10 protein-coding genes are annotated in these 13,800 nt (G+C 71.1%); 5 read left to right on the forward strand and 5 right to left on the reverse strand.

The window, feature by feature from the left end:
- Window position 1 precedes the first annotated feature (1 nt).
- Entirely contained in the window at window positions 2-2,059 is a 2,058-nt protein-coding gene (locus tag KIK05_RS20960) for a serine/threonine protein kinase (protein ID WP_214412463.1), read from the reverse strand.
- 39 nt (window positions 2,060-2,098) lie between these two features.
- Window positions 2,099-2,971 carry a helix-turn-helix transcriptional regulator gene (locus KIK05_RS20965; protein WP_214412464.1) on the reverse strand — a complete coding sequence of 291 codons (873 nt, stop codon included), beginning with the start codon at window positions 2,969-2,971 and terminating at the stop codon, window positions 2,099-2,101.
- 101 nt (window positions 2,972-3,072) lie between these two features.
- Between KIK05_RS20965 and KIK05_RS20970 the strand changes: the two genes are divergently transcribed.
- Window positions 3,073-3,837: an SDR family oxidoreductase gene (locus KIK05_RS20970; protein ID WP_214412465.1), complete on the forward strand. Its 765-nt coding sequence runs from the start codon at window positions 3,073-3,075 to the stop codon at window positions 3,835-3,837.
- 140 nt (window positions 3,838-3,977) lie between these two features.
- A complete protein-coding gene (locus KIK05_RS20975; RefSeq protein ID WP_214412466.1) occupies window positions 3,978-4,226 on the forward strand; it encodes a metallothionein in 249 nt (82 codons plus the stop codon).
- A gap of 189 nt (window positions 4,227-4,415) precedes the next feature.
- Here KIK05_RS20975 and KIK05_RS20980 read toward each other — a convergent pair whose 3' ends face one another.
- The 3 genes from KIK05_RS20980 to KIK05_RS20990 are packed head-to-tail and all read right to left on the reverse strand — an operon-like array spanning window position 4,416 to window position 7,968.
- On the reverse strand, window positions 4,416-5,327 hold the full coding sequence (locus KIK05_RS20980) for a carbohydrate ABC transporter permease (protein WP_214412467.1): 912 nt from the start codon (window positions 5,325-5,327) through the stop codon (window positions 4,416-4,418).
- Complete coding sequence (locus KIK05_RS20985; protein WP_308250044.1) at window positions 5,324-6,283, reverse strand: ABC transporter permease; 960 nt, start codon at window positions 6,281-6,283, stop codon at window positions 5,324-5,326. Before KIK05_RS20985 ends, KIK05_RS20980 begins: the two co-directional genes overlap by 4 nt.
- 14 nt (window positions 6,284-6,297) lie before the next feature.
- A complete protein-coding gene (locus tag KIK05_RS20990; protein ID WP_214412468.1) occupies window positions 6,298-7,968 on the reverse strand; it encodes an extracellular solute-binding protein in 1,671 nt (556 codons plus the stop codon).
- A gap of 339 nt (window positions 7,969-8,307) precedes the next feature.
- On the opposite strand from KIK05_RS20990, the gene KIK05_RS20995 reads away from it, so the two are divergent.
- From KIK05_RS20995 to KIK05_RS21005, 3 genes are all read left to right on the forward strand, one after another.
- Window positions 8,308-9,519 (forward strand): ROK family transcriptional regulator, encoded by a 1,212-nt coding sequence (locus KIK05_RS20995; RefSeq protein WP_214412469.1) that lies wholly within the window; start codon window positions 8,308-8,310, stop codon window positions 9,517-9,519.
- 335 nt (window positions 9,520-9,854) lie between these two features.
- Complete coding sequence (locus KIK05_RS21000; RefSeq protein WP_214412470.1) at window positions 9,855-12,716, forward strand: glycoside hydrolase family 3 protein; 2,862 nt, start codon at window positions 9,855-9,857, stop codon at window positions 12,714-12,716.
- Window positions 12,713-13,720 (forward strand): LacI family DNA-binding transcriptional regulator, encoded by a 1,008-nt coding sequence (locus KIK05_RS21005; protein ID WP_214412471.1) that lies wholly within the window; start codon window positions 12,713-12,715, stop codon window positions 13,718-13,720. Before KIK05_RS21000 ends, KIK05_RS21005 begins: the two co-directional genes overlap by 4 nt.
- The last annotated feature ends 80 nt before the right edge of the window (window positions 13,721-13,800 follow it).

Consider the following 13,800-nt stretch of genomic DNA (forward strand, 5'->3'; position numbering starts at 1 on the left):
GCTACTTCGGGCCGAACTTGAGCATCTGGGCTATGGTCGCGTCCTTCTTGGGGATCTCGGCGAGGGTGCGCTGCACCTTCCCGTGGAAGTCGACCACGACGTACTTCCTGAGGTCCTTGCGGGCGTCGTACACGATGAGGTGTCCCTCGTCCCACCAGCCCTGCACGGAGGTCTCGCCCGTCCAGGTCGGGATGCTCGCCGTGCGGTTGCCCGAGGCGAGGTTCCAGACGCAGATGCGCGCCACGTCGGTGGTGTTCTCGGGGCAGTAGCTGTAGAAGGACGCGCCCGAGGGTGAGAAGAGCCCGGGGCCGGGGATCAGGCCGACCCACGGCATGGCGCGCACGACGTTGCCCTGCAGGTCGCGGAACCTCAGCCCGAACCTCGGCTTCTTCTGCTCGTAGGCGCCCACGACGTACTGCCCGTCGGGACTCCAGTCGAAGTTGCCGTACCCGTCGCGCTGGTCGTCGGTCATGACGATGGTCGCCTTGCGCGTGCCGACGTCGACCACGACGAAGCCGGCGGGGTACTGCACCTTCTGCTTGGAGTTGAACTGGTAGAAGGTGAGCAGGAACCGCTTGCTGTCGCGGCTCCACACGCCCGACAGCCCGCGCAGCGGCTGCTTGAGCGTCTGCACCGAGAACTTCTCGCCGGTGGAGCGGTTGATGAACGTCACGCTGTCGTAGCTGGAGGCGGCGAACTTCAGCCAGGGGTTGACGGCGATCCAGTTGCCGTCGGGGGAGACGGTCGGGTCGCCGAATTCGGCGTTCTCGGCGACCGCCCGGAAGGTGTCCTTGCCCACGTCGCGCACGTACGTCTGGAACTTGGTGGCCTTGGTGTCCTGGATGAAGTACGAGAGCAGGTGTGTGGGGTCGAGGGGGTTCTCGTGCAGCTTGAGGTTCACGCCGGGCGCGGAGACGTCCTTGGTGATGGGCCCGGGAGGAGCCGGCGACGCCTGGATGACCGAGGCGGAGGGGACGGGGACGGGTGTCGGCGTGGTCGTGGCGACGGGGCCGGGGGCGGGGGCCGGGCGCGGGGTCAGCGCGTACACCGTGCCGCCGGAGATCAGCGCGATCGCCACGGCGGCCGCGCCCAGCAGCAGAGGACGGCGGCGCCGGGCCGCGCCGGGCGGAGGCGGGAGCTCCACGCGCATGGCCGGGTCCGGCGGGGGCGCCGCGCGAAGGTCGGCGGGGACCGGTGGCCGGACGGGCGCGGGCGCGGCCACCGCGGGGGCGGCGGCCGAGGTGTCGACGGTCGCGAGGATCTGGGAGTGGCCGACCAGCCTGAGCAGCGCGTCGCCTGCGCTCGGGCGGCGGGCCGGGTCCTTCGACAGGCACTCGGCGACCAGGCTGATCAGGTCGCCGTCGAGGACGGCGAGGTCCGGCTCGTCGTGGAGGATGCGGTTGATCGTCGCCGACATGGACCCCGCGTCGAACGGGGCCCGCCCGGACGCCGCGAAGATCATGGTGGTGCCCCACGCGAACATGTCGGACGCCGGGCCGAGCGGCTGTCCCTCCAGTTGCTCGGGGGTGAGGTACGCCGGGCTGCCCACCGACCGCGTGGTGCTCTCGATTCCCGCGTCGAGCGCCTCGGCGATGCCGAAGTCGATCACCCGGGGCCCGTCGGGGCCGAGCAGCACGCTGGCCGGGCCGAACTCGCGGTGCACGATGCCGGCCTGGTGGATGGCGACCAGCGCGGTGACGGTGCCGATCGCGAGCCGGTGCAGCGCCGCGCCGCGCAGCGGCCCGTCGTCCTCGACGGCCTTCTGCAGGGTCGGCCCGTCGATGTACTCGCTCACGACGTACGGCCGGTCGTCGGCGAGGCCCGTCTCGACGACGTGCGCGGTGCAGAAGGCGGAAACCTCCCGGAGTTCCTCGACCTTGGCGAGGAAGCGATCGGCCCCGGTGAGGCCGGGATGGAGGAGCTTGACGGCGACCCGGTCGCCCCGCGGGCCGGTCGCGAGGTAGACGGTGCTCCTGCCGCCCTGGCCGAGCCGGCCCACCAGGTGGTAGGCGCCTAACCGAGGTGGATCGCCCGGTTCCAGGGGCAGCGCCTCCGGCATGTCGGGATCCTCCTTCAGCGAAGCGGTGTAGATCGTCGATTATGGTACGGATCCCGGGCGCGTGGCGGTCCTATGAGCGCCGGGTTCGGTGCTTTTCGCGGTCCAGCTGGTGAGCAGCCGCAGGCGTTCGTCGGTGGGCGAGCCCGCGACGGTGGTGTAGGTGACGATGAGCTGGTCGGGGTCGCCGGGCAGGGCGAGCGTCTCGTACCCGAAGTCGAGGTCGCCCGCGACCGGATGCCGGATCAGTTTGACGCCGTGGGTCTTCTCCTTGACGTCGTGCCGCGCCCACAGCTCGCCGAACATCTCGCTCCGCGCGGTGAGCTCCTCGACGAGCGCGGTCAGCTCGGGGTCGCCGGGGTGGCGGCCGGAGTCGAGGCGGAGGTAGGCGACGGTCTCACGGGCGACCTGCGGCCAGTCGCGGTAGAAGGTGGTGGCGGAGGGGTCCAGGAAGGTGTGGCGGGCGGTGTTCCGCTCGGCCTCGGGCCACTCACCGAAGCCCACCACGGCGTCGGCCAGGGCGTTCCAGGCCAGGATGTCCATGCGGCGGCCGAGCACGAACGCCGGCATGGCGTCCATCATCTCCAGCATCCGCAGCACCTCGGGCCGCACCCGCTGCGAGCGGCCGGCGGCCGTGCGGACCCGTCCCGGGCGGGCCAGGTCGCGCAGGTGCTCGTGCTCGGTCTCGTCGAGCCGCAGCACCCGGGCGATGGCGTCGAGCACCGCGTCGGAGACGTTGACGCCGCGGCCCTGCTCCAGGCGCACGTAGTAGTCGACGCTCACCCCGGCGAGCAGCGCCAGCTCCTCCCGCCGCAGGCCGGGCACCCGCCGCCGTCCGTAGGAGGGCAGGCCGGCCTCGCCCGGCTGGATGCGCGCGCGGCGCGCCCGGAGGAACTCACCGATCTGCTGGTCCATGTCCCAAGTGTGCCGCAGCCGGGTGCGGATCCTGGTACTGGCATACCTACGGTAAAGCGCAGCCCTGGGTCGCCCGTGGCCCGCGCCGCAGACTCGGGGACATGACTTCTTACGACAACCTCTCCGGCCGTACCGCCGTCGTCACCGGTGCCGCGAGCGGCATGGGCGCCGCCACCGCTCTCATGCTCGCCTCCTCCGGCGCCCGCGTCGCCCTGCTCGCCCGCAGGCAGGACCGTCTGGACGACCTGGCCGCCAAGATCATCGCCGAGGGCGGGCAGGCGCTCGCGGTGGCCGTCGACGTCACCGACCCCGCCTCGGTCGAGGCCGCCGCCGCGCGGGTCCACGAGGCGTACGGCCCGGTGGACCTGCTGGTGAACTCGGCGGGCGTGATGCTGCCCAACCCGGTGACCGACGGCCGCGCCGACGAGTGGGAGCGGATGATCGGCACCAATCTCACCGGGGTGCTGCGCGTCACCCGGGCCTTCCTGCCGGGCCTGGTGGCCGCCGCCGAGGACGGCCGCGTCGCCGACCTGGTCAACATCTCCTCGATCGGCGCCCATGTGACGTTCCCCAACTACGCCGTCTACGGCGCCACCAAGGCCGCCCTCACCCATCTGTCGGCCTCGCTGCGCCCCGAGCTCGGCCCGAAGGGCGTGCGGGTCACCAACATCGAGCCCGGCCTGACCGACACCGAGCTGGGCGACCACCTCGACAACCCGGAGCTGAGCGACCAGCTCGGGCAGATGTTCACGGCCTTCCAGGCACTGTCGGCCGAGGAGGTCGCCGACCTGATCGGGTACGTCGCGAGCCGTCCCCGTCACGTCAACCTGCGGCAGGTCGTCGTCCTCCCGACCGGCCAGGCCTGACCCGGAGATCGCCGGAGTGGCGGGGCGAGGGTCAAGGCTCCGCCGCCGGGCGATCAACAATGCGTACAGACTGCGCGGAGCCTGAGTCCGGTACCCGGTGGCCTGGGTAGCTCGGTAGAAAAGCGCCAAGAGGGGACATCATGGCTAAATGCGAAGTCTGCGGCAACGACTATGACATGAGCTTCGAAGTGCACACCAAGGGCGGCGTGCACACCTACGACTGCTTCGAATGCGCGATCCAGGGCATGGCCCCCTCGTGCGAGCACTGCGGCTGCCGGATCATCGGGCACGGCGTCGAGGCGAACGGCCACTGGTACTGCTGCGCCCACTGCGCCCGTGAGAAGGGCGTGCGCGACCTCGTCGACCGCATCGGCGCGGCGATGGCCTGACCCGGCCGGTCGCGGCCGCCGGGCGGGGGCGGCCCCGGAACGCGCCGGCCAGGGTGCTCGTACGGCACGAGTCGCCCGAGGCCCGACTTGCCACGGCGCCTTCCTGCGGACATTGTTAGATGTGCCGGTCCGGCGGGTGAGGTCAGGTCACCCGCCGGACCGGTCCTGCTTCCGGGAACACCCGCAAGCTCATCCCTTGACGGCGCCGACGATCACCCCCTTGGTGAAGTGGCGCTGCACGAACGGATAGATGATCAGCGCGGGCAGCACGGCGACGACCACGATGGCCATCTTGATGGCGAGGGTCGGCGGCACCGCGTGCCCGTACCCCGCCACCCCGGCCGTGCCGGCCGGCAGGGCCGCGGAGTTCACCACGTACTCCCGAAGGATCAGCGCCAAAGGCCACTTGGTGGTGTCGTCCAGATAGAGCATGGCGTTGAACCAGGCGTTCCAGTACCCCACGGCGTAGAACAGCGAGATCACCGCCGTCACCGCCTTCGACAGCGGCAGCACGATCCGCCACAGGATGCGGAACTCGCCCGCGCCGTCGATGCGGGCGCTGTCGAGCAGCTCGCCCGGGATGCTCATGAAGAACGCCCGCAGCACCACGACGTTGAAGGCCGACACCGCCGACGGCAGGATCAGCGACAGGTAGGAGTCCTTGAGCCCGAGCGAGCTGACCAGCAGGTACGTCGGGATCAGGCCGGGGAAGAACACGAACATCAGCAGCACGCCGAACAGCAGCGGCCGGTGCAGGAACGACCCGGGCCGCGAGAGGGAGTACGCCCCGAGGACGCTCACCCCGACGCTGAAGACGGTGCCGGCCAGCGTGACCCCGGTGCTGACCATGATGGCGCGGCTCACCACCGTGTCGGAGAAGATCTGCCGGTAGGCGTCGAACGATATGCCCTGCGGGACGAGCACGAGGCCGCCGGCCTCGGTGACCGTCTTCGACGTCGACAGGCTGGTCAACAGGATGGTGTAGAGGGGGAACAGCACCAGCAGCAGGACGACGGTGATCACCCCGCCCTTGCCCAGCCGGCCGGCGAGCGACCCGGGCTCCTCCCAGGGAGCCCGGCGCGTGGACGTCGTCGCACTCATGACCTCGAATACACCCCCCGCTCGCCCAGCGCGTGGGCCACCCGGTTGGCCACCAGGATCAGGACCAGGCCCACGACGCCCTTGAACAGACCGGCCGCGGCGCCGTACCCGAGGTCGCCGGTCCGCAGCCCGGAGAAGTAGGCGAAGGTGTCGAACACCTCCGACGCCTGGCTGCCGACGGCACTGCGTTGCAGCATGTACTGCTCGAAGCCGACGTTGAGCGCGTCACCGAGCCGGAGGATCAGCAGGAGCACGATCACCGGCCTCAGCCCCGGAAGGGTGATGTGCCACATCCGCCGCCATCGTGTGGCGCCGTCGACCGCGGCCGCCTCGTACAGGTTCGGGTCGATGGTGCTCAGCGCCGCCAGGAAGATGATCGACCCCCATCCGGCGTCCTTCCAGACCGTCTGGGAGGTGACCAGCAGCACGAAGGTGTCGGAGTTGGTCATCACGTCGACGCCCTGGTGGCCGTGCTGCCGCAGGGTCTGCGCGAGCAGACCCGCGCCGCCGAGCATCTGCTGGAAGATCGCGATGACCAGCACCCACGAGAAGAAGTGCGGCAGGTAGACCACACCCTGGACGAAGGCGCGCAGCCTCGGCGACATGATGCTGTTGAGCAGGAGCGCCAGCGCTATCGGCACCGGGAAGTAGAAGACCAGCTGGAACGCGGTGATGCCCAGGGTGTTGGCCACGGCCCTGGCGAACTGCGGGTCCTCCAGCAGCTGCTGGAAGTTGGTGAACCCGATGACCGGGCTGTCCAGGATGCCGCCGCTGAAGGGGTTGTAGTCCTGGAAGGCGATCACGTTGCCCAGGGTCGGCACCCACCAGAAGGCGGTGACGACCAGGAACATCGGCAGGCCCATGAGGAGCAGCGGCCAGTCGCGCCTCAGCCTGGCCCGGCGGGTCCCGTCCGGGGGGCGGCTCGCGGGTTCGGCCCGGGACAGGGCGGGCCGCACCTCGGTCTCGCTCGTCACAGGCGGCCGTTGTCCCGCGCGGTCTTCATGTAGAACTCCCGGGCCTCGTTGCCGCCCTGCTCCTGCCACTCCTTGACGACCTGCTTCCACTCCGAGACCGGGCGCTTGCCGCGGTAGATCTCGTGCAGCTTGTCCTCGGTCGGGCTGGTGAGCCCCGCCATCTTCGACGGCGTCTCGACGCGGATGCCGACGAACGGGTCGTTCTCCAGGAAGGTGGACGCCTTGGTCTGCCAGCCGTGCATCGCCTGGACGTAGCCGGGGTACTGCGCCTCGGAGGTGAAGCCGGGACGGCCCGAGAGGAACATGTAGGTGGGCTGGGCCTCCTTCTCGCCCAGCGCGGTCCGCTGCACCTGGCCGTTCTTGACGACGTAGTGCCTGCCCTCGACGCCGTTGAAGACCAGGTCGCCCTCGATGGTGCCGAAGGGGCCCGAGCACCAGTTGGCGACGCCGAGGATCTCGCGCGTGCGGTCCTCGGACAGGCCCTTCTTGATCATCGCGAACATGCCGGCGGGCTCGTTGCGCCACATGATCGTCTTGCCGGCCGCCGTGCCGGGGTAGGGGTCCAGTGCGGCGATCTTGAGCTGGGGGTTGTCGGGGAGGTAGGTGCCGTAGAGCTCGTGCCAGGCGCCGGGGCCGTCGCCGTAGAAGACGAGCTGGCCCGAGCCGAAGGGCTCCTTGGGGTTGGCGTCCAGGTTGGCCACGATGTCGGGGTGCATGTAGCCGGAGGAGAACAGCTTCACCATGAACTCGAGGTGCTGTTCGAACTCGGGTGTCTCGTACTTGTAGATGAGCGTGCCGTCGGACTTCTTGCGCCACTCGCGCGGTGAGCCGAACGCCCGCTGGATCTCCTGGGAGCCGGTCCTGGTGCCGAAGCCGAAGGCCCAGCGCTTCTTCCGGGGGTCGGTCAGCTCCCTGCCGAGGGTGAGCAGGTCGTCGCCGCTCTTCGGCACGGGGAGCTTGAGCTCGTCGAGGATGTCCTGGCGGAACAGGGTCAGGAAGGGGTAGGGGGAGTTCTGCCACGGGATGCCCTGCAGCACTCCGCCGAACACGCCGTACTCCCAGGCCGCGGTGTCGTAGGCGGCGAGCATCGGGAACGCCTTGGCCCTGTCCCCGGCCAGGTAGGGGGACAGGTCGGCGAAGAGCTTGTTGGCCGCCTCGGTGAAGTGGGCGATCTTGATGAGCTCCCACTGGGGGATGCACATGATGTCGGGCACGTCGCCGCTGGCCAGGACGACCTTGAGCTTGTCGCCGTAGGTCATGCCGTCCTGGATGTTGAACCGGACCACGCCGCCGAGCCGCTCGTTGACCGCGTCGTAGTAGGAGTTGTGGCCGAGCCCCGGCGGCACCTTGCCCCACAGCGGGGTCATCGCGGTGATCTCCTTGCCGCTGGTGATCGGCTTCTCGGTGACCGCCTGCGCGAAGTGGGCCGGGCGTGACAGGAATCCGGGGTCGACGAACTCCGCGCCCGGGAGGTCGGGCGTGACGCCCGGCACGGTGTAGGGCACGCGGGACGGCACCAGGGACTTGAGCTTGTCGGCCGCCACGGCGGTGCCCTTGGGCAGTTCCTTCTTGGCCGCGCACCCGGTGACGCCGCCGGCGGCGAGGGCGCCGGCGCCGAGCAGGCCGAGGAACGTCCGGCGGCCGACGCCGCGCGGGGGAGGTGTCACCGCGAGCTCCCCTCTGCGGGGAGGTGGACGGTGCCTGCGCTGTCTGTGGGAGGTGTCACGGCGCGGTCCCTTTCATGTCATATCCGCAAGGTGCGGCCTGTCAAGGGTGTTGGGAGAGGTGGGCTCCGAGGTAGAGTTAGTTCGTCTTTCGCCCAAACAAATTAGTCGAGGGTGACGGACGCCACAAGGGACGGCCCGGGCCGTTCCGCCGAGTGGCGATCACAGATTGATGACGTGGCCGTCGTGTCACGCCGAGGCGCACAGGGGGCGAGGCATGACCACCTGCTCGGCGATACGGCATGATGAGCCCACCGGGGCTCAGCGGGAACGGGGCTGAACTTGATCAACGCGCATGCCGGGCCTCAACCGGCGGACTTCGCCGATGTCAGGGCCACCAACCTTGCCGTCGTGCTGCGGTTCGTGCGGGAGAACGCCCCCTGCTCCCGGGCGGACATCGCGGCCTCCACCGGCCTCAACAAGGCCACGGTGTCGAGCCTGGTCGCCGACCTGATCGATCGGCGGCTGCTGCGTGAGACCGGTCTCACAGAGAATCGCGTGGGCCGGCCGGCCACCATGCTGGTGCTCGACGGCTCGCCGTACGCCGCGATCGGCATCGAGGTGAACGTCGACTACCTGACCGCTGTGGCCGTCGACCTCGCCGGCACCGAGCTGCTGTCGTGGCGGCGGTCCTTCCCCGGCGCCACGGCGACGCCGAGCCAGGCCGTCGCGGCCGTCGCGGCGCTCGCGCGGCGGGTGCTCGGCCGCATGGGCAAGGAAGCGCGCCAGGTGCTCGGCCTCACCGTCGCCGTCCCCGGCCTGATCGACGTCGGCGGCACCGTGCGCATCGCGCCCAACCTCGGCTGGCGCGACGTCGACCTGTCCGGCGACCTCGCCAAGGCGCTGCGCGACCCCGGCTTCCCCGTGCTCGTCGACAACGACGCCAACCTCGGAGCGCTCGCCGAGCACCGCTTCGGCCCGCACGGCGGCGCCGGGAACCTCGTCTACCTCACCGGCGAGGTCGGCGTCGGCGCCGGCGTCATCATGGACGGCCGGCTGCGCCGCGGCGGGCAGGGGTTCGCCGGCGAGATCGGCCACATCCAGATCGACCCCACCGGCGCCGACTGCCGTTGCGGGCGGCGCGGCTGCCTGGAGGCCGTGGCCGGCATCGGCGCGGTGCTGCAGCGCACCGCCCCCGACGCCACCCCCGCCGAGCTGGAGCCCGAGATCGACGAGGTCGTCCGGCTCGCGCAGGGGGAGGACGCCGAGATCCTCGCCACGCTCCGCACCATCGGGCACGAGCTCGGCAAGGGCGTCGCCATCATCGCCAACGTGCTGAACCCCGAGGTGATCATCCTCGGCGGGTACTACATCGCGCTGGCGCCCTGGGTGCTGCCCGCCGCCCAGGAGGAGGTCGCCGGCCGCAGCTTCGCCCCGGACGCCGGTGGCACCCGGCTGGTGGCGTCCACGCTGGGGTACCGCGCGGCGGCGCTCGGCGCGGCGGCCCGGGTGCTCGACTCGATCGACTCCGGCCGCCTTCCCGCCCAGACCTGACGGCCGCCCAGACCTGGCGGCCACCTGCCCTGCCGCCCAGACCTGGCGGCCGCCTTGCGGCCGGACCTGAGGGCCGGCTCTCGCCCAGACCCGAGGGCGGTTTCCGGATGGAGCCTGCGGGCCGCGGCCGGCCGTCCGAACTCTTGACCAGAGGCCCGCAAAGCGGCACTCTTCAGGAGAACCCGGATTTAACACCACTGAAACCTTCGTATACCTCGTCGAAGCGCTTCGACACACCCGTCCCCGGCAGAAATCATCGAAGCGCTTCGATATCCCACACACCCGCATCGAAACGCTTCGACACACTCCCCGGTGAGCGAAGGATGGTCCCCCACATGAACGAACCGGTGCCAGGCACCTTCCGCGACCCCGGCCGGCCGATCGCGGCCCGGATCTCCGACCTTCTCGGCAGGCTCACCCTGGAGGAGAAGGTCGGCATGCTCCACCAGTACCAGGCGGCGGTGCCGAGGCTCGGCGTGGGCCCCTTCCGGACGGGGACCGAGGCGCTCCACGGGCTGGCCTGGCTCGGCCCCGCGACGGTCTTCCCGCAGGCCCTCGGCCTCGCGAGCACCTGGGACCCCGACCTGGTGCGCAGCGTCGGCGAGGCCACCGCGGACGAGGTCCTGGCGTTCCACCACAAGGACCCGACCGGCGCCGGGCTCAACGTGTGGGCGCCCGTGGTGAACCCGCTGCGCGACCCCCGATGGGGACGCAACGAGGAGGGGTACGCCGAGGACCCCTGGCTGACCGGCGTCATGGGCACCGCCTTCGCCCGCGGCCTGCGCGGCGACCACCCGACGCTCAAGACCGCCCCCACCCTCAAGCACTTCCTCGCCTACAACAACGAGACCGACCGCTGCGTCAGCTCCAGCAACCTGCCGCCGCGCGTGCTCCACGAGTACGAGCTCAAGGCGTTCCGCCCGGCCGTCGAGGCGGGCGCGGCCGTGGCGCTGATGTCGTCGTACAACCTGGTCAACGGCCGGCCGGCGATCGTCAGCCCGCTGATGAACGATGTCGTGCGCACCTGGACCGTCGACGACCTGCTGGTGGTCAGCGACGCCTACGCCCCCGGCAACCTGACCGGCCTGCAGGGCTACTACGACGACCTGCCGCAGGCGTACGCGGCCGCCGTCAAGGCGGGCCTGGACAGCTTCACCCAGGACGACGACCGGTCCGGCGACACCCTCGAGCACATCCGCGCGGCACTCGACCGCGGCCTGCTCGCCGAGGACGACATCGACACGGCCGTCCGCCACGCCCTGGCCATCCGGTTCCGGCTCGGCGAGTTCGACCCCGGCACGCCGTACGACCACATCGCCGAGGACGTCGTCAACAGCTCCCGGCACCAGGCGCTCGCCCGCCGGGCGGCCACCCAGTCGTTCGTGCTGCTCAAGAACGACGGCATCCTGCCGCTGGCGGAGCCCACGCGCGTCGCGGTCATCGGCCAGCTCGCCGACACCCTCATGGAGGACTGGTACAGCGGCACCCTGCCCTACGCCGTGACCGCCCGCGCGGGCCTGTCCGAGCGGTGCGTCACCGAGTTCCACGAGGGCGTCGACCGGGTCGCGCTGCTCACCGCGACCGGCCACGTCACCGCCGAGGAGGACTTCGGCGGCGGGCCCCTGGCGGTGCGGCAGGGCACCGATCCGCGCCTCACGTGGTTCGACCTGTTCGACTGGGGAGGCGGCGCGTACGCCCTGCGGGCCGTCGCCAACGGCCGGTACGTGTCGGTGGGCGACGACGGCGTCCTCGTCAACGACCAGCCCGGCCCGAACGGGTGGGAGGTCCGCCAGACCTTCCGCCTCGACGAGCGGCCCCGCGGCACCCTCGCCCTGCGCCACATCTCCACCGGACGCCATGTGGAACTCGCCCCGGACGGCACCCTGCGGCTCACCGACGACGCCGACGCCGCCGCCGTGCTCACGCTGGAGCCGGTGCGCAGCGGAGCCCAGGCCGCCGCCGAGCTCGCCGCGCGCGCCGACGTCGCCGTCGTCGTGGCCGGCGACCACCCGCTGGTCAACGGCAGGGAGACCGAGGACCGTTCGGACCTCGCGCTGCCGCCCGCGCAGGAGGCCCTCCTCCAGGCCGTGCACGCCGCCAACCCCCGCACGGTGCTGGTCATCAGCAGCGGCTACCCCTTCGCCGTGAACTGGGCCGAGGAGAACGTGCCCGCGATCCTGTGGTCGGCGCACGGTGGGCAGGAGTACGGCCACGCGCTGGCCGACGTGCTGTTCGGCGACGAGGACCCGGGCGGCAGGCTCACCCAGACCTGGTACCGGTCGGCCTGCGAGCTGCCCGACCTGTTCGACTACGACATCATCGCCACCGACTCGACCTATCTCTACTACCGGGGCACCCCGCTCTACCCCTTCGGGCACGGCCACAGCTACACCCGCTTCGCCTACTCCGACCTGCGGCTGTCCGCGGACACCGTCGGGCCTGAGGACGCGCTGACCGTCGAGCTCACCGTCACCAACACCGGTGACCGGCCCGGCGTCGAGGTCGTCCAGCTCTACACCCACCAGCGACGGTCCCGCGTCAAGCAGCCCCTGCGGCAACTGCGCGGATTCGAACGCCTGCGGCTCGCGCCCGGCGAGAGCCGCAGGGTCACCATGACCCTCGACGTCGCCGACCTGGCCTTCTGGGACGTCACCCAGGGCAGGTTCGTGGTGGAGGAGGCGCCGCACAAGGTGCAGGTGGGCCGGTCCGCCCGCGACATCCGGCTGTGCGCGCACTTCACCGTGACGGGCGAGAAGATCCCGGCCCGCGACCCGTACACCCGTCCGCTCGCGGCGGCCGACAACGACGAGTACGACGCGATCCTGCTCTGCGACGCCGACCGGGTGAGCGGGGACGCCGTCCGGGGGACCGACCCCGGCGGGTGGATCGCCTTCCGCGAGGTCGACTTCCGCGAGGGCGCGGCGTCGTGCGCGCTGTCCGTGTCGAGCACCGAGGGCGGGGTGCTGACGCTGCGGCTCGACGACCCGCTGTACGGCGACGTCGTCGGCGCGGTGTCGGTGGCGCCCTCCCGGGACAGGTACGACTTCGTCACCGTCGGGTGCCCGCTTGCCGGAGCGGCGGGAGTGCACGATCTTTATGTGGTGTTCGAGAACGAGGGGGTCACGCTCAGCGGGCTGACCTTCACCGAGGCCGCCCCCCGGGTGGCCGTGCCAGCAGCCGCGGAGGGCTCTCGTTGAGAACGGTCACCATCGCCGACGTCGCCAAGCACGCCGGAGTCGCCGTCAGCACGGTGTCGTACGTGCTCAGCGGCAAGCGGACCATCTCGGCGACGACCAGCCAGCGCGTCATGCGCAGCGTACGGGCGCTCGGCTACCACCCCAACGCCGGGGCGCGGGCGCTGGCCAGCAAACGGTCCAACGTGATCGCCCTGGTCCTGCCGCTGCGCGCGGGCATGCACCTGCCCGTGCTCATGCAGTTCGCCACCTCGGTGGTGACCACGGCCCGGCAGTTCGACCACGACGTGCTGCTGATGACCGCCGACGAGGGGTCCGACGGGCTGCGCCGCGTCGCCGCGAGCGCGCTGGTGGACGGGCTGGTGCTCATGGACGTGGAGATCCACGACCCGCGCGTCCCGCTGCTGCGGGAGCTCGAGGAGCCCAGCGTGCTCATCGGGTTCCCGGCCGACGCCTCCGGCCTGACCTGTGTCGACCTCGACTTCGCCCGGGCGGGCGCGCTCTGCGCCGACCACCTCGCCTCGCTCGGGCATCGGGAGATCGCGCTGCTCGGCGCCCCGAACGTCGTGTACGAGCGCGGCACCGGCTACGCCGAGCGGACCATGGAGGGCTTCGCCGAGGCCGGCCGGGGGCACGGCGTCACGACGATCGCCCGGCCCTGCGAGGAGACCTTCGACGAGGTGTGCTCGGCCGTCAAGTCTTTGCTGGAGGAGCACCCGGGCATCTCCGGCCTGGTCGTGCACAACGAGGCGGCCGTCGGGCACGTCCTCGGCGCGCTGCGGGTGCTCGGCCGGCGGGTCCCCGAGGACGTCTCGGTAGTGGCCATCTGCCCCGACGACGTCGCCGAACGAGCCAGCCCCCCGCTGACCTCGGTCCTCATCCCGGCCGCCGAGGTCGGCCACCAGGCGGTCCGTCTCCTGATGGCCAAACTCGAAGGCGCCGAGGTCCCCCCCGCCACCCTCCTCGAACCCCGCCTCACCACCCGCCAAAGCACCAGACCCCACTGACCCACCACCCGGTCTCCCGCCCCTCTGCGGGTTTCCTGGCTCGGGCGTGACCATTAGGAACGAAGTCTTCCTGATGGCCT

This window comes from Sphaerisporangium fuscum (assembly GCF_018531465.1).
GTDB lineage: Bacteria > Actinomycetota > Actinomycetes > Streptosporangiales > Streptosporangiaceae > Sphaerisporangium > Sphaerisporangium fuscum.

Bases quoted from the DNA above. Each gene is read 5' to 3' on its own strand.
- KIK05_RS20960 (WP_214412463.1), bottom strand. From the start codon at position 2,059: ATGCCGGAGGCGCTGCCCCTGGAACCGGGCGATCCACCTCGGTTAGGC.
- KIK05_RS20965 (WP_214412464.1), bottom strand. From the start codon at position 2,971: ATGGACCAGCAGATCGGTGAGTTCCTCCGGGCGCGCCGCGCGCGCATC.
- KIK05_RS20970 (WP_214412465.1), top strand. From the start codon at position 3,073: ATGACTTCTTACGACAACCTCTCCGGCCGTACCGCCGTCGTCACCGGT.
- KIK05_RS20975 (WP_214412466.1), top strand. From the start codon at position 3,978: ATGGCTAAATGCGAAGTCTGCGGCAACGACTATGACATGAGCTTCGAA.
- KIK05_RS20980 (WP_214412467.1), bottom strand. From the start codon at position 5,327: ATGAGTGCGACGACGTCCACGCGCCGGGCTCCCTGGGAGGAGCCCGGG.
- KIK05_RS21000 (WP_214412470.1), top strand. From the start codon at position 9,855: ATGAACGAACCGGTGCCAGGCACCTTCCGCGACCCCGGCCGGCCGATC.